This is a genomic window from Vibrio pomeroyi (assembly GCA_041879425.1).
GTDB lineage: Bacteria > Pseudomonadota > Gammaproteobacteria > Enterobacterales > Vibrionaceae > Vibrio > Vibrio pomeroyi_A.
In genome coordinates, this window is record CP090854.1 from 173,637 (window position 1) to 196,770 (window position 23,134).

Consider the following 23,134-nt stretch of genomic DNA (forward strand, 5'->3'; position numbering starts at 1 on the left):
GTGGAATAATTCCCCAACCGGAGTATGATACGGCAAGCTAAGTTATAAATTTTGTTGAGTTAATTGCTCAAAACTATAGGTATTATCATGAAGATTGCAGTAGCCGGTACAGGGTATGTAGGTCTCTCTAATGCGATGTTGTTAGCTCAGCATCATGAAGTGCTCGCGGTGGATATCATCGATGAAAAAGTGAAAATGCTTAATAACAAGCAGTCGCCTATTGTTGATGCTGAAATAGAACACTTTCTGGCAAATAAAGCGCTGAACTTTAGAGCCACGACCGATAAATCAGTGTATGAAGGTGCAGAGTTTGTCATCATCGCAACGCCTACCGATTATGATCCAAAAAATAACTACTTTGATACCAGCTCCGTTGAGTCTGTTATCAAAGATGTGATGGCAGTAAATCCTAAAGCAGTGATGGTTATCAAATCAACGGTACCTGTTGGCTATACTGAGCGTATCAAACAAGAGCTGAGCTGCGAAAATGTCATGTTCTCCCCTGAGTTTTTACGCGAAGGTAAAGCGCTGTACGATAATTTGAACCCATCACGTATTATCGTGGGCGAGTGTTCTGAACGCGCTAAAGTGTTTGCCGACCTACTTGTTGAAGGTGCTGAAAAAGAGAATATCGATGTTTTGTTCACCAACTCGACGGAAGCCGAAGCGGTAAAACTGTTCTCTAACACTTATCTAGCGATGCGTGTGTCTTATTTCAATGAACTTGATTCTTACGCGGAAGCACATGGTTTAGATTCTCGTCAGATCATTGAAGGTGTGGGGTTAGACCCTCGAATTGGCAATCACTACAACAACCCTTCGTTTGGCTATGGCGGCTATTGCCTACCAAAAGATACCAAACAGCTATTAGCTAACTACCAAGATGTGCCAAACAATATTGTTGGTGCCATTGTTGATGCTAACCGCACCCGCAAAGATTTCATTGCGGATTCTATTGTCAAGCGTGCTCCTAAAGTGGTGGGTATCTACCGTTTGATCATGAAGGCAGGTTCGGACAACTTCCGAGCCTCTTCTATTCAAGGGATTATGAAGCGCTTGAAAGCGAAAGGTATCGAAGTGGTGGTGTTCGAACCTGTGCTGGAAGAAGAGCACTTCTTTAACTCAAAAGTGTATGCTGACCTTGCTGAGTTCAAAGCGGTATCCGATGTGATTGTTTCTAACAGAATGGTAGAAGAGATCGCAGACGTTGCAGATAAGGTGTATACGCGAGATCTGTTTGGCAGCGACTGATACATCTCTATTTTACTAATTCTAATTAGACCAGATGTTAACAGCTCGATCTATCCGTTTAGTGGCGATATACTGAACCGCTAAACGGATAGGGATACTTATAATCAATGAAAACACGTGACAAGATTGTTTACGCTGCTTTAGAGCTGTTTAATGAGCATGGCGAGCGTAGTATTACGACCAATCATATAGCTGAGCACATCGAGATCAGCCCTGGTAACCTCTACTACCACTTTCGTAACAAGCAAGAAATTGTCCGTGATATCTTCACTCTCTATTCAACAGAGTTACTTGAAAGGTTCACGCCGATTCAAGGCCAACAAGAAAGCCTGACGCTGCTAAAGACCTACTTAGATTCTATCTTCACACTGATGTGGAAGTACCGATTCTTCTATGCAAACCTTCCTGAAATTTTGTCTCGCGATGAGCAACTTCATCTCGATTACATGGCTGTTCAAGAAAGGTTGCAAACTAACCTTGTCGATATCATGAGAGCGTTTGTTGAATTGAATTTGCTGAAAGCGACAGATTCAGAGATGAAGTCGATGGTGACGTCTCTTCACTTGATTGCATCCGGTTGGTTAGGATACCAGTCTGCGATGTCTCCAAAAGCCCAAATAACTGAACAAGTTGTTCACCAAGGTATGCTACAGATGATAGCGACCGTTAAACCAATTTCGACAGCACAAGGCTTTGAACAGCTGACATTATTGGAAGATGGCGTAAGGGCGTTGAACTCCAAGTAGAAACGAGGAGCGGGAAGAGTAGATTCGAGTTGTGGTATATGAACCTCGACGTCATTCCCTGCAGCGAGGTACGAGCATGATAGGGAATCCCCTTTATCTTCGAGGTTAACAATATAGCAGCGAGATTCCAGATATTTCGTCCCTCACTTCTGGAATGACTGATTTTTATAAATGCGGCCCCAGGTATTTTCACGACTTGGTTTTGCTCTTCGCATCTCGGTTACTCGCATTCCGTATCTGCTCTTACCTAACTAACCAGCTCTTTGGGTTTTGAGCTTGGCTGTTTCTGCGGATTTCAAAATACAGAGATGGGCGTGTTTGTCCACCAGTGTCACCGGCTAGAGCAATAGCTTCGCCAGCTTTAACTTTGTCACCTTCTTTCTTTAAAAGTGCTTGGTTAAAACCATAGAGCGTCATATCGCCTTTGCCATGGTCAAGTAGTACTACTAAACCATAACCGCGCAAGTATTCGGCGAACACAACCGTTCCGGAGTAAACAGATTTGACCTGTTGTCCGTACTTGGCGTTGATCACCATGCCTTTCCAGTTAACTTGCCCCGTTTGGCGTGAACCGTAGTTATGCAGTACTTTGTCTTTGATTGGCCAAGGCAGCTTTCCTTTACGCTTAGCTAAGCCGTCCATAGGGACAGCATTACGTCTCTCACGAGCCGCCTTCTCAGCTTTTGCTATTTCAGCTTTCAGGCGAGTTTCATTGCGTTGAAGTTCTGCTAAATAGTTTTTGTCACCCGAAATGTTTTTCTTGATGCTACCAACGGTTTTCTTACGTTGTGTTTGGGTTTTGGCTAGCGTATCGCGCTTTGTGGTTTGTTGTTTTAATAGTGTTGCTATCTGTTCTTGTTCAAGTTGGCGCTGCTTATGGCTTTCTTCTAACTCAAGCTGAGTTTGTTCAATCGTTTTGATTGTTGCAGAGCGAGCTTTAGCAAGATGTTGGTAATAATGGCTGATGCGATCTTCTTCAACGCCGGTGTTGAGGATGTGAGAAGAAGCTTTAGCTCGACTTGTCATGTAGTAAGCCTGAATCAGTTGCTCTAGCTTATCAGTATGGATTTTTTTCTGTGCTGTGAGCGCTTTGATCTTGGTGTCTAAGTTCGCAATATTAGCATTAGCGGTATTCAGCTGCTTTTTGCTGTCTAGGATTGCTTTCTCAAGCGAAGCGATGGAAAGCTCTTGTTTTTTGAGGCTAGCTTGCAGGCTATCGAGTTTTTTCTGTTGTGAGGATAGATTTTTTTGTTGGCGAGATATCTCGCTCGATACACCTTTCAGTTCTCCCTGAGAGGCAGCAAATGACGATGTAGATAAAAGAGCAGCACAAAGGCTGGTAGATATCAGAAGAGTCCGGCTAATGGCTAGAATTTGTTTCATCATTATCTTCATTTTGCTCTTATTCATTCATCAACAGCTATTGTGAGTCTTTTCGCACTTCGGTTGCTTGTATCCCGAACTTGCTCTTAGTCTTTTCGTATCTCGGTTACGAGAATCCCGTATCTGCTTTTAAGCTCTTCGCATCTCGATACTCGTCTCCCGCTGCTGTTGTTTAAATCCCATCACCATGAATAAAGTTCTGTGAACGACCGTTGAATCCCTGGTCCATGTCTAAAGATGGCTTGTCAGTCTTTGGTTTTCCGACAATCTTTGCTGGAACGCCAGCAACAGTGGTATGAGGAGGAACAGCTTGTAAAACGACAGAGCAAGAACCAATCTTAGCACCTTCACCCACTTCAATATTACCAAGGATTTTCGCGCCCGCGCCAATCATTACGCCTTCACGGATTTTAGGGTGTCGATCACCGCCTTCTTTACCGGTACCACCAAGGGTCACGTCTTGAAGAATCGACACGTCATTTTCGACTACAGCGGTTTCACCAATCACAATGCCTGTTGCGTGGTCGAGCATGATTGCTTTGCCGATACGTGCAGCCGGGTGGATATCTACTTGGCAAGCGACTGAAATTTGATTTTGCAGGTAAGTCGCAAGAGCAATACGACCTTGTTTCCATAGCCAGTTAGCGACTCGGTAACCTTGTAGAGCATGGTAGCCTTTAAGATAAAGTAGAGGCATTGAATACATCTCTACCGCCGGATCTCGAGTCACTGTTGCACAAATATCACAAGCGGCAGCATCAATAATCGATTGGTCCTGCTTAAATGCTTGTTCAACCACTTCACGCACTGCCATTGCTGGCATCGAAGCAGTCTTTAACTTGTTTGCCAGAATATAACTGAGCGCGGCGCCCAAGCTTTCGTGGTTGATGATCGTGGCATGGTAAAAACTCGCAAGCATAGGCTCTTGCTCGGACTGCTGTCGAGCCTCCTTCACAATGCATTGCCAAACTTTTTGTTGTTCACAGTGTTTCATTTTTCCATCCATTTTTATAAACCAGATACGTGTAGCGAGATGCTAGATTCGAAGAGCGATAGAGCAGGTTAGAGTCATGAGCTTCGAAAAATCGATCTTGAGTGTGCTCTTAATCTTTTCGTTACACGTTTACTCGAATCCCGTATCTGCTTTTATTATCTTTCTGATTTTTTATCTCGAGCAAGTAGGTCTTGCGCCGCTAAGTGAGCATCTTTCCCTTGATACAGCACTTGGTAAATTTGTTCAACAATTGGCATTTCAACGCCCATGCGTTCTGATAGTAACCAAACTTCTTTGGTGTTGCGATAACCTTCGACCACTTGACCTATTTCTTCTTGTGCAGTATCGACGTCTTTACCTGAGCCTAGCGCCAAACCAAAGCGACGGTTACGTGATTGGTTATCGGTACATGTCAGTACCAAATCGCCTAATCCAGCCATGCCCATGAAAGTTTCTGGTTGTGCGCCAAGTGCTGCGCCCAATCGACTCATCTCAGCTAAACCACGCGTGATCAATGCTGTACGAGCGTTAGCACCAAAGCCAATACCATCTGACATGCCTGCACCTATCGCGATAACGTTTTTAACTGCGCCGCCAAGTTGCATACCAATGAAATCTGAGTTTGCATACACGCGGAATGTTTTGCCGCAGTGAATCTTCTCTTGCAGCTCTTCTAGGAAGTTCGCGTCTGGTGAGGCAACTGAAATTGCTGTCGGCATACCCATCGCAAGCTCTTTGGCAAAAGTAGGGCCAGATAGAACTGCTAGTGAGTAACCATCACCAAGTACATCGTGTGCGACATCTTTAAGTAGGCGGCCAGTTTCTGGTTCTAATCCTTTTGTGGCCCAGCAAATACGAGAATTCGCTGACAAATGAGGTTTTAAACTATTTAGAACGATACCAAACACGTGGCTAGGAACGACAACGAGAAGATCACGGCTTGCTGTGACAGCTTTCTCAAGACCCGTCTCGATAATCAGACTTTCTGGAAAGTCGATATTCGGCAGAAACTCATTATTCGCACGCTCAGATTCAAGGCGAGCCATATGAACAGGGTCATGCCCCCAAAGAACAACGTTTGCACCGTTACGCGCTAGAGAGATAGCTAAAGAGGTTCCGTAAGAACCTGCGCCAATTACTGTCATGGCGATGTCTTTGCCGTAAGCGTTTGTCGTGTGAGTCGGGCGAGTTGTTTCTGTCATGCTTCCACCTAAAAATAATGAGGGAAATCGAAGAGTTCTGGAAAAGTTTGCTACTAATAATAAATAGCTCTTTATCTAAGTAACAGTGTAAAGAAAAAATGCACATCGCAGAAGCTGCGATGTGCATTTAAAAGCTAAGCTTCTTATCAAATAAGCTATTTAAGCGTTCGTTAGAGTTAAGCTCTACTTTGAGACTTAAGCCTGTTCGCCTTCAGCTTGCTGAGCTTGGTTCTGTAGGTAGTTCATGAACAAAGCATCGAAGTTTACAGGTGCTAGGTTCAGTTGTGGGAACGTACCTTTAACTACTAGGCTAGAAATTGTTTCGCGAGCGTATGGGAATAGGATGTTCGGGCAGAATGCACCTAGGCAATGTGCTAGTTGGCCTGCTTCCATTTCGCTTGCAGAGAAGATGCCACCTTGCTGAACTTCACAAAGAAATGCTGTGTCATCTGCGTTCTTAACAGTCACTGTTAGACGTAGGATTACTTCGTAAACGCCTTGGCCAAGTTCACGGCTTTGAGTGTCTAGGTCCAGTTTTACATCTGGGTTCCACTCTTTTTGAAACATGTCTGGAGAGTTTGGCGCTTCGAAAGATACGTCTTTTAGAAAGATACGTTGGATTGCGAAGTTTTGTTGTGCGTCTTGTTGTGCTGCTTCAGCCATTTTCTTGTCCTTAAAAATTTAAATTAGACTTTATTCACTATATTTGTCGAACAAAGCCCGAAAGTTTGTTGATTAGGTCAGCTTACTTTTTGCCTTTACTATTTCTTACCTTTAACCAAAGGCAGGTTAGCTTCGCTCCAAGCCACTAGGCCACTTTTCAGCACACTTACGTTTTCGAAGCCTGCTTTAACCAGCAGGTTAGCGCTTTCTTGAGCGGTTTGACCTGTCTTGCATACTACGATGATTGGGTCTGCTTTGTGGCTTTCAAGGCTACCAAAGCTATTTGCTTTGATGTCTGACGGCAAAATGTGAAGTGCGTCAGTAATATGGCCCTTTTTGAACTCATCCTTAGTACGAATATCAACCACAACGCCGTTTTCACGGTTGATCAGTTGTGTAGTTTGCGCTGCCGTGATCTCTTTGTAGGCTGCGTTTGATGTTTTGATTACGTTCGCAATGATGGCAACAACCAAGCCGATCCATACGATGGCTAAAATCATATTCTCTTGAACAAATGGAACTAACTCTTGCATGTCTTGAACTCTTATTCGTTATTGGGCGAAAAATTATAGGGTAGGAGTATAGCGAGATTTGGAGTTTAGTGTACACAGAGTTCTTAATATTTGAACAAACCCGATAGTAAAGTCTACGATTTTTTTGATTATAATTTCTGATACATAGATAATGGGAGAATTTACATTTTTAAATCTGAATGCGTAGTGTGGTTACCGCTTTGTTACCAAAGGGCGGTAGCGTGCCTGGTGGGGTTTGCTATCTCGTGTTAAGTTTTTGATTGTTTAGGTTTATCTTAGGAGTTTTTGTGAAGATATTAGTCACCGGTGGGGCTGGTTTTATTGGTTCTGCAGTTATTCGTCATATTATCAGTAACACATCTAACAGCGTGATAAACGTTGATAAGTTGACTTATGCGGGTAACTTAGAGTCACTTGTCGATGTTGATTCAAATGAGCGTTATACATTCGAGCAAGTAGATATTTGTAATCGCTCAGAACTTGATCGTGTTTTTGCTGAGCATAAACCGGATGCTGTAATGCACTTGGCTGCTGAGTCGCATGTTGACCGTTCTATCACTGGTCCTGCTGCATTTATTGAAACGAACGTAGTTGGAACATATACGTTGTTGGAAGCGACGCGCGAGTACTGGAATAAACTTGAAGATCAAGCGAAAGCAGAGTTTCGCTTCCATCATATCTCTACCGATGAAGTGTACGGTGACCTTCCCCACCCAGACGAAGTCCCTGAGGGAACCGAGCTACCAATGTTCTTGGAGACGACCTCTTACGAACCATCTAGTCCTTACTCTGCTTCAAAAGCATCAAGTGACCACTTAGTTCGCGCATGGCTGCGTACTTATGGTTTACCAACAATTGTCACTAACTGCTCAAATAACTACGGTCCGTATCATTTCCCTGAAAAATTGATCCCACTGGTTATCCTTAATGCTTTGGAAGGGAAAGAACTTCCGATTTACGGTAAAGGTGACCAAATTCGTGACTGGTTGTTCGTTGAAGATCATGCTAAAGCTCTTTACAAAGTAGTGACTGAGGGCAAAGTCGGCGAGACCTATAACATTGGTGGTCACAATGAAAAGCAGAATATCGAAGTTGTTAATACTATTTGTGACATCCTTGATACGTTAGTTCCGAAAGATACTAAATACGCTGAACAGATAACGTATGTACAAGACCGTCCTGGTCACGATCGCCGCTACGCTATCGACTCATCGAAGATGCAACAAGAATTAGGTTGGACACCGGAGGAGACTTTTGAAACGGGGCTTCGTAAAACTGTGCAATGGTATTTAAACAATTCCACTTGGTGTAAAAATGTCCAAGATGGCAGTTATCAACGTGAACGTTTAGGTGTGGAGTAATTTATGAAAGGTATTGTATTAGCTGGTGGTTCAGGCACTCGTTTATATCCACTTACTCGTGGTGTTTCTAAACAGCTACTTCCCGTTTACGATAAACCGATGGTGTTTTATCCTATTTCGACCCTTATGCTGGCGGGTATTCGTGATATTTTGATTATTACCACTCCTGAAGATCAAGCTGCTTTTAAGCGTTTACTTGGAAATGGGGCGGATTTTGGCATTAACTTAGAGTATGCAGTTCAAGCTTCACCAGACGGTTTAGCTCAAGCCTTTATTATTGGTGAAGAATTCATCGGTGATGATAATGTCTGTCTAGTGTTAGGGGATAATATATTCTATGGGCAGTCATTTAGTCGAACATTAAAAAATGCGACCATGCGAGAAAGAGGTGCGACTGTCTTTGGTTATCATGTAAAAGATCCAGAGCGCTTTGGCGTTGTGGAGTTTGATGGTGATTACAAAGCTCTAAGCATTGAAGAGAAGCCGCTACAACCAAAATCAAACTGGGCAGTGACTGGGTTGTATTTTTATGACAACCGAGTTGTTGACTTTGCAAAACAAGTTCAGCCATCAGAGCGTGGCGAGTTGGAAATAACGTCTATTAACCAGATGTATCTTGATGACGCTTCATTAAGTGTGGAGTTACTGGGTCGTGGGTTTGCATGGTTAGATTCAGGGACACATGAAAGTCTTCATGAGGCTTCTTCCTTTGTTGAAACATTGGAAAATGTTCAAGGTTTAAAGGTTGCTTGTCTAGAAGAAATTGCTTGGGCTAATGGGTGGCTGTCTGATGAAGATATCATTCGCCTTGCTCAGCCGATGCTGAAAAATAGCTATGGCCAATACTTGATCTCTCTGATTAACAATCGAACTTTAAGAGAATCTCTAAAGGTGAACCGATAATGAAAGTCACAAAAACTAAGTTGCAGGGTTGTATAATTATTGAGCCAACAGTCTTTGGTGACAATAGGGGCTTCTTTTTAGAAACCTTTCAAGAAGAAAGGTATTTTAAAGCTGGTATTAAAGAACGTTTTGTGCAGGACAACCGTTCTAGATCCACTCATGGTGTGTTAAGGGGTTTACATTTTCAGAAGTCGAAGCCACAAGGCAAGTTAGTTAGTGTAACGCATGGGGAGGTCTTTGATGTTGCTGTTGATTTACGTCCGAACTCAGAGACGTTTGGTCAGCATGAAGCAGTAATTCTAACCGGCGACAATAAGCTTCAATTTTATGTACCTCCAGGCTTCGCTCATGGTTTTTGTGTACTAAGTGAATCTGCTGACTTCCAATATAAGTGTACAGACTATTATGATCCAAGTGATGAGAGCGGCTTACTATGGAATGATCCAGAACTAAAAATTGAATGGCCTCTTCTTGAGCTACAGCTGTCCGAGAAGGATCGAGTTCAGCCACTACTGAGCGAAATTGAAGATAGAATTAGACTAGGGTGGGTATGATGGAAAAGTTCACAGTTTTTGGTGGAAGAGGGTTCATTGGCTCTGCATTTGTAAACGAACTTAAACAGCAAGGTCATGATGTTAATGTACCAGAAAGAGACGATGAAAGTATTTACAACAGTGATCTAGGAACGGTCATATACAGTGCTGGTTATGGTGATTGTAATAAGGACCCATTTAATGTTCTTGACGCAAACGTAGTCTTACTTAGCTCTCTATTAAAGAAGGCACAATTTAGCAAACTTGTCTACGTATCTTCGACAAGAGTATATATGAACCAAAGTGATGCAAGTGAGAACAGTGACTTAAAAATTTGTGAAGAAGATAGTCGAAGATTGTTTAATCTTACTAAACTGACAGCTGAAGAGTTGTGTTTGAAAAGTAACCGGGACTGTCTAATAATAAGGCCAAGTAACGTATACGGCTTAGCTATTAATAGTAACTTATTTCTACCTTCTATAATTAGAAATGCAATAAATGATGGCAAAATCGACATGTATATTGCAAAGTCTTACGCTAAAGATTATGTATCAGTGAATGATGTAGTTTTTGGTACATTATCCTTACTCAAGTTAGACGTTACACCGAGTATAGTTAATATTGCATACGGAAGAAACATTACTGCAAATGAAATTTCAGAGGTATTAACCGAAAATATCGATACTGAAATTAACTGGTTGAATGAAGGCCAAAAGGGAGAGGAGCTCTTTCCTGAAACGGATATTTCCACCTTAGTTTCACTTATTGATTACAAACCTAGGTATGTACTAGATGATTTAAAACTTCTTATTGAAGATTTTAAAAAGAAGTTACAACCAAATGAAGTATAGAGTAGAAAAAAAAGATGTTATTTGGGGGTACTTGTCACAAGCATTGAACATGGCATCTAGTCTAATGCTATTACCTTTTATTCTATATTTTCTAACTCAAGAAGATGTTGGGGTTTGGTATGTGTTTATAACCTTTATTGGGTTAATTCAACTACTCGAGTTTGGATTCTTACCTACTATTTCCAGATATATTTCTTATGTTTTCTCTGGTGCGGATGAAATATCAGACAAGTATATCCCTGAGGAGGTTAATAAAGATAGTGTGAATGTGCAATTGCTATCAAACATTATATCTGCATCAAGGAATATATATCTATTCGTCTCGATAATTTCATTTGCTATAATTTCAGTCGGAGGGACTTATTACCTTTCAACACTAGATTACTCTGGTGATAGAGTTCTTCTTTACTTTTCTTGGCTAGTGTATGGTTCAGCTACAGTTATCTTATTTTATTTTGGATACTATAATGCTTTATTGAAGGGAAGGGGGGACCAAACACAGTTGAATAAAGTGATTGTCTTTTCGAAATTAACCAATATTGCATGCGCGATCCCTTTGCTGTACTTGGGTTACGGGTTGCTATCACTGTCTATTGGAATGTTATGTAGTGCTGTCGTTGACCGGATTTTAGTGAGGTTGAGTGTTTTTGATAATAGTGCATATGAAACGATAGAGGCATTTAAGTTAAAGTGTACCAAAGGTTATACTAACGTTATATGGAAAAATGCAAAGCTTATGGGGGTTGTACAGTTAGGTAACTTCCTTACAGTTAGGGCAAGCGTATTAATAGTATCGTCTATTATTAGCTTAGAAGCCGCTGCTATGTATGGGTTTACCTTACAGATTACATCCATTGCTGTCATAGTGGCATCTATGTATTTTGGGCTCCAGCTTCCTTATATTAACTCTGAGCAAGTAAAGGGCAATATTGAAGGGATAAAGCGAGCTTTTTGTCGCTCACTCGGTCTATCATGGTTATTATTTCTTATCTTTGCCATTGCGCTTCTCACCATAGGGCCACACTTACTAGCTTTTGTATCTAAAAATACGCAGCTTCTCCCTAGTGCTATGTTGTTTGTTTTCTTGGTTGCTGCTTTTTTAGAGATGAATCATTCGCTATGCACGGCATTTCTAACCACGAAAAATGAGATCATATTTATGTGGCCTCTATTTATAACTGGTGTGATGATTTCATTTTGTTCTATTGTTTTTGCATACTTTTATGGTTTGTGGGGAGTGATTTTATCTCAATTAATATTACAAATCCTATACAATAACTGGAAGTGGCCTTTATTAGTATTTCGAGAGTTGAACATTAGGGGATTAGAACCAGTAACATCTTTATTGAGGTTAAAATAGTGAATATTATAGTTGATTTAATCAGACGCAATAATGAACATCACGTCTTTAATTCTGAAATTGTGAAATATTTTGACTTGTTAGGTGGTGCTATATTTTTTTTGGATAAAAATTCATCTTCTGTCGAGTGCGTTAAAGACCAAAATAATGTAAAGCTAATAGATGTTAAGGCAACAAAGTTTTATCTTTGGTTCGCATCTAATATACTTCTTGCTAAAATATTATTCACTAGCGGAAAGGGGAATACTTATACATTTCTTTCATCAACACCGTTACAATACATAATCTTGTCTATTGTATCTAAGCTATTTGGAATGAAAATTAATATTTTCATGCATGGTGAGCTTGGCTACTTGAAAAAAGCAAACGGTCGTGGTCAAAAACTGGGAGCAAGATTTATAAGCCTAGCTTTTAGTTTAAAGTCAAAAGTAAAGTTTATAGCTATTAATGCATACATTTACGATAACTTAAAAAAGCTATACAAAGGTGATAATTTTGTTCATATAGAACATCCAATTCAAAGCAAATATGAGATATCAAAGAGTAACTATGATGGATTGGTTTTTGGTACTTTTGGGGTACAGTCAGTCAATAAAAGTAGTGATGAAATTTATGCTCTCTCTACTCTTCTGTCAAATGACTTTTATAAATCAAACAGTTTAATTACGGTCGGTGTATCCGATGGTACATTTTCATATGACCGCAATGAAAAGGTCCAACACCAGTGTAAGGGGCTTTTGAAAGATAGCTTGATACCTTTTGATGAATTTATGAAGAATGTAGCATCAATTGATTGCGTTCTATTTTTTAATGAGAATAACAGTAACTACGAACTAACGCCTAGTGGTGTTTTCTCTGATTGTATTTCACTAGAGAAGCCAATAATAGCAATTAGAACTAATATGCTAGAAAGTTATTTTAAAAAATATGGTCGGTTAGGTTACCTCTGTAACGATATAAGTGAGATGGCTGTGGTTATGGACAAAATTGCCAATGATAATCAGGGGATATTAGAAATAGTCTCAAACTTGCAACAGGTTAAGTCCGAGCTATCTAATGATTATTATATAAGAAAGATTAGCCAATTATCATGATATATTTTCTCGTCCTTACGCTAGTCTATTTTCTTGCTAATATTGATGTGGCATACAATAATGATAAAAAAATTCAATTAATATTTTTATTGTTTGTCGGACTAATGCTTTCGGTATTTATTGGGTTTAGGTGGGAGGTTGGTTCTGATTGGGATGTTTATTTAAACCATTACAATGTTGTTCAAGGCGAGCAGTTTGAATTAGGTTATGTGTTCTTGGAAAAGATATTCTATACCAATAACCTGGAATACTCATACTTTCTATTTTTTGTTACTTTAGTTTCTATTTTCTTTATATCGTATTTTTTATTTTCAAGAGTAGATTATGCTATCGTTGCAATAATGTTTTTTGTTGCAAACTATATGCTTTCCTTTATGGGAGGGAATCGCCAAATAATAGCAATTGGAATAGTGTTTCTTAGCAATGCTTTTATCATAGATAGGAATAAATTTGGTTTTATTTCGTGCATTTTATTAGCTTCCCTTTTTCATATTTCAGCAATCATCTATATTGTAGCATATTTTTTTACTATTGATTATGTATCAGCCAAAAGACGATACTTCATTCTAGTGGGATGTGTGGTTTTTGGTTCATATCTAGCGCCAGCGCTGATAGCAATTGCAATAAAAATATTTTCGCTTATTGGTGTTACATATGTGGTTGACAAGTTGACGACATATCAAAGTGTAATTTTTGATAATTTTAGTATAACGTCAATGCTTAAGAAAATTATTATACTACTCTTTTTTGATTTATATTACCAACAGGTGTTGAGTAAGGTAAAAAAAGAATTATGTAATGTTTTCTATAACTTGTACTTTTTTTCTGTGATATTTGATGCGGTTGTTGGTCCAATTAATGCTGCATTCATGAGAGCTAGTGTCTACTTTAGAATATCAGAGATAGTTATTGTGTCTTTAATAGTTGCAACATCGAAAAGTAAAGCTCATCGTATTTTTCTAATATTCATTATCTTTGTCTTATGTTTAAGGCAGTTAAACTCAGCTCTTGCTTTTTACCCAGATTTATATGCTGATTATAAAAACGTGGTTTTTTGATGTTGATTCTCAATGTTAGCTTTAATGATTAAAATTTGGTTTTAAAATGAAAATAAAAATACTAGTTCTCAATATTAATGATATTGGAGGTATTGAGCGAGTTGCTTTCAATATGATTGATATGTTTAAGAAAGATAAATCTCTTTCTAATGTTGAAATAATTTCTATTCATGGGAAAAGTGATTCTTCGTATATTAAAGTTCTGAGTGGTAAAGATGAAAATAGGAAACTATTCCGCTTCTCTAAATCTTTAGAACCCGACACCATCGTTTTATCAATGTATGATAGGTTTAGTATTAAACTAAGCCTTATTCGAAGTGTGTTAAAAAGTGATTTTAAGTTATATGCATGTCAGCACGCTGATTATTTTGCGCATCGTATATCAACTAGGTTATTACGTCGCATCTTTTATCGTGGTGTGGATAAGATTATTGCTTTGACTGAAACTGATAGCAACTTATATAAAAAACATTTTTCAAATGTTTATATTATTCCAAACGTTTTAGGGTATTACCCAGAACATACCTTAAAACATAGTGATCGCATTATCGATTGCGCAGCTGCTGGTCGACTTGTGCCTATTAAACAATATGATCACTATTATCAATTCTTGTCAACTATAGAGCCTCTGAGAGAAAAACAATCTTTTAAATTATATGGGGATGGCCCAGAGAGTAAAAAATTAAGTGATATATTGATATCAAATGGTATGGTTCCAGAGCTTATTCAAGCCGGCACAACTAAAAATATTTATAAAGAACTTAATAATACGAAATTTTTCTTTGTAACTTCACTTAGAGAAAGCTTTTCGATGGTAATATTGGAAGCTATGGCAAGCGGATGTGTAATCATTAGTTACGATTGCCCCACTGGACCTAGTGAACTCATACAGCATGGAGTGAATGGTTATTTAGTTAAGGCCAACGACATTTATGGGTTATCTGATTGTTACAAGGAATTATTTGAAAACCCAGAAATTTGTCAAAAAGTTAGCAATAATGCAAGAACTACTGCTTTAAAGTATGTAGAGTCAAATATAATAAAAATGTGGAAAGGTATCTGTGAATAAAAAAATATCTGTAGTTATACCGATGTACAATGCCGAATCTGTCATAATAAGAGCGGTACAGTCGGTACTAAACCAGACCATTGACGTTGATGAGATTATTATTGTAGATGATGGTTCGAAAGATAATTCACTCAATGTGATTAGTGACTTTGCTGTTGATAATAGCGATAAAAATATTAGAGTTTTAAGTAAAATAAATGGTGGTGCTTCTTCAGCTCGAAATTTTGGTATTTTAAATGCGAAAAATGAGATATTGGCTTTTCTTGACAGTGATGATGAGTGGAGCAACGAGAAGTTAGAAAATCAAATCGATTATATACTCAGAGATGATGTTGTATTGGTTGGGGGAAATCACTTTGATAAGAGTGTTCAACGCATCTCACTAAAGAAAGCTCAAGATGTTAATGAAGTTACTCTTATAGACTTGTTGTTTAAAAACTACTTTCAGACTTCTACTGTAATGACTAAAAGATCTATAGCTTTAGACTTTGGTTGTTTCAATGAAAATCAAAAATATGCAGAAGAAGGCCAGTTTTATTACAATTTGTCAAAGTATGGAAGAATGATTCACATAAACAAGCAGTTAGTCATTTATGATGGCGGGGAGAAATCTGGATTTGGCGAATCTGGGTTATCTGCTAATATAAAAGAAATGGAAAAAGGGGAATTGAATAACTTAAAGTATGCATATTCTAAACTTGATATTTCATTGTTGACTTATCTAGCTGCTTCTTTTTTTTCTATTTTGAAGTTTGTTCGACGTTTTTATCTGGTGAAATTTAAGAAATGATTTTTAAAAATGGAATTATTAACACGGTCTACTTGTCATTTTGTTGGCTGCTAACAAAAATTCTTTACAAAGAACAGAAGATTATACGATTTCCTTTTGAAGTTAGAGGTAAAAAAAATATATCTTTTTCTGAAAACTTGTCTACTGGCCGGTATTGTCGTATTGAAGCATACTCTGAAAACCACGAAAAAGTTCTAAAAATCGGTCATAATTGCCAGATAAACGACAATGTTCATATAGTTGCACGTGAAAATGTAACGATTAAAGATAATGTTCTGATTGCTAGTAGAGTGTTTGTTTCTGATCTTAATCATGGCTCTTATTCTGGATGTTACCAATCGCATCCTTCCGAGTTGGCTGCAAAGCGAGTTTTATCTTCATCTCCTGTAATTATTGAAAGCAATGTCTGGCTAGGAGAAGGGGTCGTAGTTTTGCCTGGAGTCACTATAGGAGAAAATGTTATAGTCGGAGCTAACTCTGTAGTTTCTAAGAGTTTAGAAAGTAATTCCATATATGCTGGTAACCCTGCAAAACTTATTAAAAAATATAACTTCGAAACTGAGTCATGGGAAAGGGTTTGATGTTAGACTTAAAGCTCAAAGATAAGAAAATAGCACTTTTTTGCCCTGCTTTTTTTGGTTATGATAATGATATAAAAGATACATTAGAAGGAAGTGGAGCAAAGGTTTTTTTGTATGATGAGCGTGTCTTTACAAGTACTTTAGGTAGAGGCCTTGTTCGCTTAGGTTTTCATCGGTTAGTTAGCCCCTATATTGATAGATTTTATAGCGAAAATCTTGTAAACAAGGCAACAGAATTAGACTATATACTGTTGGTCAACCCCGAAACTGTACCTGTCGATGTTTTAAAAAGAGCCAAGAAAAATAATCCAAAAATTAAAATCATCACTTACATGTGGGACTCCTTTAACAACAAACCTTACTCAAACAAATATATAGAAGTATCATCTTCATTTTTCACATTTGACCCAAGTGATGCTAGAGAACATAATGTGGCTTTTTTGCCTCTTTTTTATGTTAACGAATATGAAAGTTTTGATAATCAAGAGGTTAAGTACGACCTTGCTTTTATTGGAACGGCTCATTCAGAACGATTTGAGTCGGTTTCTAATATCGTAAAAAATTTCGATAACAAATTTTTATTTTTCTACTGCCCTAGTTATATGGTTTTTCTTTTTAAGAAATATATAAAAGGTGAGTTGCAAGGCTTGAATTTATCCGATGTCTCCTTCTCGTCGATGAGTAGAGATAAAGTGTTAGATTTAATCGCGAAAACTAATACAATAATAGACATTAGCCATCCATCTCAAATCGGTCTAACGATGAGAACTATTGAGATGCTAGGCGCAGGAAAGAAAATAGTTACGACGAATAGTCAAATATTATCTTATGACTTTTATCATCCGAGTAATATATTGTATGTGGATTATGAAACTTCTTCAGAAGAAATTAATTCTTTCGTCAATGCACCTTACTCTCCAATCGAGAGTGAACTTCGCAGAAAATACAGTATTAACTCTTGGATTGAGAGGCTTTTTATATGAGCAATATTTTACCCGTTATTTTAGCTGGAGGTTCAGGTTCGCGATTGTGGCCGATGTCTCGCACTCATTATCCGAAGCAGTTTTTACCACTGACAAACGAAACCACAATGTTGCAGGATACTATCCTTCGATTGGGTGGGCTTGAACATGGTCCAGTGTCGTTAATCTGTAATGAAGCACATCGTTTTTTAGTGGCTGAGCAATTGCGTTCCAATAACATTGAGCACTCTGGGATAATCTTAGAACCTTTTGGACGTAACACGGCACCTGCAGTCGCTTTGGCTGCTTTGAGAGCAATTGAAAACGAACAAAACCCGATATTATTGGTATTGGCAGCCGATCATTTGATAAAAAATGAGCAAGCATTTAGAGAAACATTGGCAATCGCGAAACCACTTGCCGAGAGTGGGAAGCTCGTAACTTTTGGTATAGTTCCTACCAAACCTGAAACTGGCTATGGCTATATCCGAGGAGGTCATGAGATCGATGAGAGTGGGCTTTACTCTGTTGATACCTTTGTTGAGAAGCCGAACCGCGTTGTAGCTGAACAATATTTAAAAGACGGTGGATATTACTGGAACAGTGGAATGTTTATGTTCACTGCCTCTCGTTATTTGGAAGAACTTGAGAAGTTTCGTCCGGATATTTTGGCTGTCGTAAAAAAAGCCTACTCAGGTTCTAACTTTGATCTTGATTTTATTCGTTTGGATGAAGAGGTATTTGCTAAATGCCCTGACGAGTCTATTGACTACGCTGTAATGGAAAAAACGAGCGATGCTGTCGTTTGTCCGATGGATGTTGGTTGGAGCGATGTTGGAGCATGGTCATCACTTTGGGAAGTCAGTGATAAAGATTGCAATGGCAACGTTGTAAAAGGTGACGTCTTAACTGATAACACCCACAATTGTTACATTAACTCACCACATCGATTAGTTGCGACTGTCGGTGTAAATGATCTCGTTGTTGTTGATACTAAAGACGCATTATTAGTAGCACATCGAGATGAGGTTCAAAACGTCAAAAATATAGTGTCAAACTTAAAGGCCAAAGAACGAACCGAATTCTTACATCATCGCGAAGTATATCGCCCTTGGGGTAAGCACGAATATATTGCCGGAGGCAATCGCTATCATGTAAAAAAAGTTATTGTAAAACCGAGTGAGAAGACGGCTATGCAATTACACTATCACCGTTCAGAGCACTGGGTTGTTGTGTCTGGAACAGCTAAAGTATATAGAGGTAGCGATGAGTACGTTATCACCGAAAATGAATCGATTTATATACCTGTTGGTGAAGAGCACTGTTTTGAGAACCCAGGGAAGTTACCTTTGGAAATTATTGAGGTCAGATCAGGTAGCTATTTAGGTGAAGATGATATCGTAAGAACACCCCGCCAGGGTGAGGGTTACTAACTAATTTAAGGTCTTATTATGCTAATTACATCACAAGTGATCTCAGATTCTGGCATTCAGTTTGGAACAAGTGGGGCTCGGGGGCTCGTTGAGCAATTCACGCCAGAAGTGTGCGCTGCTTTTAGTCATGCGTTTATTGGCAGTCTTGAAGGTACTTATAGCTTTCAAAGAGTCGCTGTTGCTATTGATAATCGTCCAAGCAGCTTGGCAATGGCACAGGCAACTGTTTCAGCTATCAGAACCATGGGATATGAAGCTATCTACTATGGGGTTCTTCCTACTCCTGCGTTAGCATACTCTGCAATGCAAGATAATATCCCTTGTATCATGATCACCGGAAGTCATATTCCATTTGACCGCAATGGAATTAAATTCTATCGACCTGATGGCGAAATCACAAAAGCCAATGAACAAGCGATTCTGAACGCGAAAGTCGAATTTGAAGCACCGACTTTGGAGAAGTTACAAGTATCGTCTAGAGCTCAAACACAGTATATCAAGCGCTATACACAACTGTTCGCTTCTAGTTTCCTGAACGGAAAACGCATTGGTATCTACGAGCACTCTAGTGCCGGGCGTGATTTATATTCAATCTTGTTTCAGGAGTTAGGTGCGGAGGTTATTTCTCTTGAACGTACGGATGAATTTATCCCAATTGATACCGAAGCTGTAGCAGAAGTCGATAAAGAGAAAGCTCGTCAATGGTCCCAACAGTACAATCTAGACTCTATCTTCTCTACGGATGGCGATGGCGACAGGCCGCTAGTCGCTGATGAAAATGGAGAATGGTTAAGGGGGGATATTTTAGGCTTGCTCTGTGCGGAAGCCATGAATATCGAAGCGTTAGCGCTACCAGTAAGCTGTAATACTGTAATTGATTCCTCCGAGTCATTTAAAAAAGTTACTCGAACTAAAATTGGTTCCCCGTATGTAATTGAAGCGTTCTCAAAACTTTCAGAAGTTTACAAAGCAATTGCAGGCTTTGAAGCGAACGGAGGATTCTTACTTGGGAGTGATATAAAGATAAATGGTGAAATTTTAAAGGCTCTACCTACGCGTGATGCTGTGCTTCCTGCTCTTATTCTATTTTGGGCAGCTAAGGATAGTGAAATATCCTCCTTACTTGGTGAGCTTGAGCCTCGTTTTACTAGTAGCGATCGAATTCAAAAATTTGAGACAGACAGGAGTGAGGCCATTCTTACTAAAGCTGCTAGACAAGAAGGTCACTTGATCCATGCTCTAGGGTTTAAAGATTTGACGGTCATAAACGTAGATACAACAGACGGTCTTCGTTTGACATTGAGCTCAAATGATATACTTCACCTTCGTCCTTCTGGCAACGCACCTGAGCTCCGTTGTTACGCAGAGTCATCAACTGTAGAAAGAGCACAACAAATTGTAAAACAAGCGCTGAATACTATTCAAAACCTTGATATGGATGAGTGGTAACGATTAATGGCAATGTTTAAGCTTAAAAATCGGATACAGAATTATGCTTGGGGTAGTAAAACATCCATGGCTGATCTGTTTGGTTTTGACAATTTAGAGAATCATCCACAAGCTGAGCTTTGGATGGGGGCTCATCCAGGCGGGTGCTCTGAGCTTGAACCGTTAGGGGAATTGCTTTCAGACTATATTAACAAAAACGCACATGAGGCTTTGGGGAGATATACAACGCAGCGATATGGTCAGCTTCCATTTTTATTTAAGGTGCTTGCTGCACACACACCACTTTCGATACAAGTTCATCCCAATAAAGCTAATTCGGAGCGTGGCTTTGAATTAGAAACTAAGAAAGGAATTGCACTTGATGCGAACAATCGAAACTATAAAGATCCCAATCATAAGCCCGAGTTGGTATATGCACTAACTAAATACAAAGCAATGAATGGTTTTAGGCCAATTCGACATATTATTTCGTTATTTGATGAGATAGCGCTTTCTTCTCTTGAGGTAGAGCTTGATGCTCTTAAAACTACGCAAACCAAAGATGGGCTTAAGCGCTTTTTTACTGCTCTTATGGCATTCTCCGGTGCGGAAAAGTTAGCAATTCTGAATGAGTTTCAAGATGTTTTTGAGCGTTCAAATATGTCTGTGATGCTTCAGTTGGCGATTGGTTATAGTCAAAGCTTTGCCGAGTATTATAGTGATGATATTGGTATATTGGCACCATTAATCTTAAACATAGTTGAGCTTGAGCCTGGTGAAGCGATGTTTCTTCACGCTGAAACACCTCATGCGTACGTGAAAGGCACAGCGCTTGAGATTATGGCAAGTTCAGATAATGTTCTTCGAGCGGGCTTGACTCCTAAATACATTGATGTCAATGAACTTATTTCAAATACCTCTTTCGAATCTATCCCATTAGAGCAGTTGAAGCTTACTCCAATATCCGTTGAAGAGCAGTTGAGATTTCCAGTACCTGTGGATGATTTTGCTTTTGATGTTATAAATGTGGGGCACTCCGTTAAAGAGCAGTATACTCGCAGTGCCGAAATTTTATTCTGTATTGAAGGTGAGGCGAAAATTTGCACTGGAGGTACTTATTTGACGCTAAGGGCTGGTGATAGCGTATTTATTCCTTATAGTACCTCATCTTACTGCCATGTAGGAAAAGGGAAGCTTGCTCGAGCTTACAACTAACAGTAATTCGTCTTTAGTTACTTTCGCTTTTTGAGTACCAATCATATCTTGCAGACAATTATTAATTATATGCAGACTACATTCTTTTCGTGAGAGTGTAGGAAGTAAAAACCGCCATTAAGGCGGTTTTTACTTTATCTTATATGCTTTAGTTATGGTTGTTTGCTGCCATGGATATCGAGAGCTTACTGCTCATATTGGCCCGTATCCTTAACTTAACAAAGGTAGGCTGAGTTAGTTGATTTACTATTTACCAGAGTTAGCTTTATGTAACTTAACCCTTAAAAAAGCGGTTATTTTCCAAATATTACTCAAAAGAAACAGATAGATGAGAAAGCAACTTAGAAATGTATAAAGCATTATATACTCTGGTATGCCTATCATTTCGGCATAAATACCTATACCTGCAAATAAGACAGCTATACTGCAGATTACGACCAAAGTTTGAGTAGAGCTAAACCCCAAACGTTGGAAAATGTGGTGTAAATGCTCACGGTCCGGTTTGAATGGTGAGTCGCCACGTCGAATACGGCGGATCATAATTGCAGCCATATCCATTAATGGTATGGCAATTAACCATAGGGCAGTGACTGGGCGTAGCGGGGGCCTTGTACCATTTTGACTCGATAGCAATAACAACCAGATAACGGTAAAGCCGATGAGCATACTTCCGGCATCTCCCATGAAAACCTTTCTTTTTCGGCCAAAAGCACCTAGGTTGAGAAGAATGTACGGTACTATTATTACTACGAGTACTAAACATATATACGCTAAATTATATTGTCCATCATAATTCAGCATGATCCCTAAGCCGCCGAAAGTGACTACAGATAACCCACCTAAAAGCCCGTCTATACCATCAACCATATTAAACGCGTTGATTGCTCCTACAACTGCAAGCACCGTAACTAGATAGCCAAACCAGCCCAATGTTACGACATCTCCAGAACCAAAAATGTCCCCAATAGTATTGAGTTCAATGCCGCCAACAACCATCATCGCAACAGATAGTGCTGCTTGAACAGCAAAGCGCAGCTTGAAGCTTAAATCAAACTTGTCGTCTAGAGCGCCTACCCCCACAAGAAGTAAGATACATGCTGCATAAAGACCACTGTTGGGTAAGATGTCCGGGTTGTTAAGCAAAAAGTAAAGTGTTGATATGCATATTGATATTCCACCAACTAATGGCACCGCTCCTTTATGAAGCTTACGTATATTAGGTTTGTCAACTAATCCGACTTTCTTAGCAACCTTACGCATTAGAAAAATAGTCGCGAGAGAAAAGAAAAACAAAAAAGAGAGGTCAAGAAATGAAATGAGCACGACTAAGCCTAATAATGGATGTTGGGGGGATTTTAGTGTATTTGAGCTCAATATTAAAGAGGAGGCTATGGTCTCCGTGATCTCTTCGTGTAAATGATTAGTAAATCTAAGTTTACCTTGTTTAAAGGCACTTTACAGGAAGTGCGACTCAATGAGTTTTGTTTGCTCGTATGAAAGGGTAATGTCCGGAGTTTCTTTAGAGTTGGACGTTTTTCTTGAACCCTTTTTCATACCTGGTTGTAATTCTGTTAGATGTATTTTGAGACGGTAGGTCGGAGCCTAGAATCAATATTCAGGTTCATAAGATCACTTTCATAAAGTTTACAACTCAGACAATACTAAAAGTATATGATGTGATAGTATTTTTCGTTATCGATTTTAGATGTTTTGAGAGATTTACA

General features: G+C 39.1%; 21 protein-coding genes and 1 pseudogene. 16 read left to right on the forward strand and 6 right to left on the reverse strand.

Annotated elements, in window-relative coordinates; translation table 11 throughout:
- Nucleotides 1–87 precede the first annotated feature (87 nt).
- Both L0992_00790 and L0992_00795 read left to right on the forward strand, forming a co-directional pair.
- Entirely contained in the window at nt 88–1,251 is a 1,164-nt protein-coding gene (locus tag L0992_00790; protein XGB67304.1) for a nucleotide sugar dehydrogenase, read from the forward strand.
- Nucleotides 1,252–1,358: 107 nt separating this feature from the next.
- Nucleotides 1,359–1,997, forward strand: a complete 639-nt coding sequence (locus L0992_00795; GenBank protein XGB67305.1) for a TetR/AcrR family transcriptional regulator — start codon at nt 1,359–1,361, stop codon at nt 1,995–1,997.
- Nucleotides 1,998–2,240: 243 nt separating this feature from the next.
- On the opposite strand, the gene L0992_00800 is transcribed toward L0992_00795, so the two are convergent.
- The 5 genes from L0992_00800 to L0992_00820 all read right to left on the reverse strand — a co-directional run bounded on the left by L0992_00800 (nt 2,241) and on the right by L0992_00820 (nt 6,772).
- Entirely contained in the window at nt 2,241–3,392 is a 1,152-nt protein-coding gene (locus L0992_00800) for a peptidoglycan DD-metalloendopeptidase family protein (protein XGB67306.1), read from the reverse strand.
- A 160-nt stretch (nt 3,393–3,552) separates the two neighbouring features.
- Nucleotides 3,553–4,374 carry a serine O-acetyltransferase gene (gene cysE / locus L0992_00805; GenBank protein ID XGB67307.1) on the reverse strand — a complete coding sequence of 274 codons (822 nt, stop codon included), beginning with the start codon at nt 4,372–4,374 and terminating at the stop codon, nt 3,553–3,555.
- A 155-nt stretch (nt 4,375–4,529) separates the two neighbouring features.
- Nucleotides 4,530–5,576 carry an NAD(P)H-dependent glycerol-3-phosphate dehydrogenase gene (gene gpsA, locus L0992_00810; protein ID XGB67308.1) on the reverse strand — a complete coding sequence of 349 codons (1,047 nt, stop codon included), beginning with the start codon at nt 5,574–5,576 and terminating at the stop codon, nt 4,530–4,532.
- A 195-nt stretch (nt 5,577–5,771) separates the two neighbouring features.
- Nucleotides 5,772–6,239, reverse strand: coding sequence for a protein-export chaperone SecB (gene secB, locus L0992_00815; protein XGB67309.1), 468 nt, complete (start codon nt 6,237–6,239; stop codon nt 5,772–5,774).
- A gap of 98 nt (nt 6,240–6,337) precedes the next feature.
- Nucleotides 6,338–6,772, reverse strand: coding sequence for a rhodanese-like domain-containing protein (locus L0992_00820; GenBank protein XGB67310.1), 435 nt, complete (start codon nt 6,770–6,772; stop codon nt 6,338–6,340).
- Nucleotides 6,773–7,059: 287 nt separating this feature from the next.
- Here L0992_00820 and rfbB point away from each other — a divergent pair, with 287 nt between their 5' ends.
- The 14 genes and pseudogenes from rfbB (at nt 7,060) to manA (ending at nt 21,410) form a co-directional block, all read left to right on the forward strand.
- The gene (gene rfbB / locus L0992_00825; protein XGB67311.1) at nt 7,060–8,133 is read left to right on the forward strand and encodes a dTDP-glucose 4,6-dehydratase; all 1,074 of its coding nucleotides are present in this window, start codon (nt 7,060–7,062) and stop codon (nt 8,131–8,133) included.
- A gap of 3 nt (nt 8,134–8,136) precedes the next feature.
- A complete protein-coding gene (gene rfbA / locus L0992_00830) occupies nt 8,137–9,036 on the forward strand; it encodes a glucose-1-phosphate thymidylyltransferase RfbA (GenBank protein XGB67312.1) in 900 nt (299 codons plus the stop codon).
- On the forward strand, nt 9,036–9,590 hold the full coding sequence (rfbC, locus tag L0992_00835; protein ID XGB67313.1) for a dTDP-4-dehydrorhamnose 3,5-epimerase: 555 nt from the start codon (nt 9,036–9,038) through the stop codon (nt 9,588–9,590). The genes rfbA and rfbC overlap by 1 nt, the downstream gene beginning before the upstream one ends.
- Nucleotides 9,590–10,420, forward strand: a complete 831-nt coding sequence (locus L0992_00840; GenBank protein ID XGB67314.1) for an SDR family oxidoreductase — start codon at nt 9,590–9,592, stop codon at nt 10,418–10,420. The genes rfbC and L0992_00840 overlap by 1 nt, the downstream gene beginning before the upstream one ends.
- On the forward strand, nt 10,410–11,780 hold the full coding sequence (locus tag L0992_00845) for a hypothetical protein (GenBank protein XGB67315.1): 1,371 nt from the start codon (nt 10,410–10,412) through the stop codon (nt 11,778–11,780). Before L0992_00840 ends, L0992_00845 begins: the two co-directional genes overlap by 11 nt.
- Nucleotides 11,780–12,874 (forward strand): hypothetical protein, encoded by a 1,095-nt coding sequence (locus tag L0992_00850; GenBank protein XGB67316.1) that lies wholly within the window; start codon nt 11,780–11,782, stop codon nt 12,872–12,874. The genes L0992_00845 and L0992_00850 overlap by 1 nt, the downstream gene beginning before the upstream one ends.
- 47 nt (nt 12,875–12,921) lie before the next feature.
- Nucleotides 12,922–13,932 carry an EpsG family protein gene (locus L0992_00855; protein XGB67317.1) on the forward strand — a complete coding sequence of 337 codons (1,011 nt, stop codon included), beginning with the start codon at nt 12,922–12,924 and terminating at the stop codon, nt 13,930–13,932.
- A gap of 46 nt (nt 13,933–13,978) precedes the next feature.
- Nucleotides 13,979–15,001: a glycosyltransferase gene (locus L0992_00860; GenBank protein XGB67318.1), complete on the forward strand. Its 1,023-nt coding sequence runs from the start codon at nt 13,979–13,981 to the stop codon at nt 14,999–15,001.
- Nucleotides 14,994–15,791, forward strand: coding sequence for a glycosyltransferase family 2 protein (locus L0992_00865; GenBank protein XGB67319.1), 798 nt, complete (start codon nt 14,994–14,996; stop codon nt 15,789–15,791). Before L0992_00860 ends, L0992_00865 begins: the two co-directional genes overlap by 8 nt.
- A gap of 407 nt (nt 15,792–16,198) precedes the next feature.
- Nucleotides 16,199–16,372 (forward strand): annotated as a pseudogene (locus L0992_00870) (acetyltransferase).
- The gene (locus L0992_00875) at nt 16,372–17,355 is read left to right on the forward strand and encodes a lipopolysaccharide biosynthesis protein (GenBank protein ID XGB67320.1); all 984 of its coding nucleotides are present in this window, start codon (nt 16,372–16,374) and stop codon (nt 17,353–17,355) included. Before L0992_00870 ends, L0992_00875 begins: the two are co-directional and overlap by 1 nt.
- Nucleotides 17,352–18,767 (forward strand): mannose-1-phosphate guanylyltransferase/mannose-6-phosphate isomerase, encoded by a 1,416-nt coding sequence (locus tag L0992_00880; GenBank protein XGB67321.1) that lies wholly within the window; start codon nt 17,352–17,354, stop codon nt 18,765–18,767. Before L0992_00875 ends, L0992_00880 begins: the two co-directional genes overlap by 4 nt.
- An 18-nt stretch (nt 18,768–18,785) precedes the next feature.
- On the forward strand, nt 18,786–20,216 hold the full coding sequence (locus L0992_00885) for a phosphomannomutase (GenBank protein ID XGB67322.1): 1,431 nt from the start codon (nt 18,786–18,788) through the stop codon (nt 20,214–20,216).
- Between the two features lie 6 nt (nt 20,217–20,222).
- Nucleotides 20,223–21,410 carry a mannose-6-phosphate isomerase, class I gene (gene manA, locus L0992_00890; GenBank protein ID XGB67323.1) on the forward strand — a complete coding sequence of 396 codons (1,188 nt, stop codon included), beginning with the start codon at nt 20,223–20,225 and terminating at the stop codon, nt 21,408–21,410.
- Between the two features lie 246 nt (nt 21,411–21,656).
- Here manA and wecA read toward each other — a convergent pair whose 3' ends face one another.
- A complete protein-coding gene (wecA, locus tag L0992_00895) occupies nt 21,657–22,733 on the reverse strand; it encodes a UDP-N-acetylglucosamine--undecaprenyl-phosphate N-acetylglucosaminephosphotransferase (GenBank protein XGB67324.1) in 1,077 nt (358 codons plus the stop codon).
- Nucleotides 22,734–23,134 lie beyond the last annotated feature (401 nt).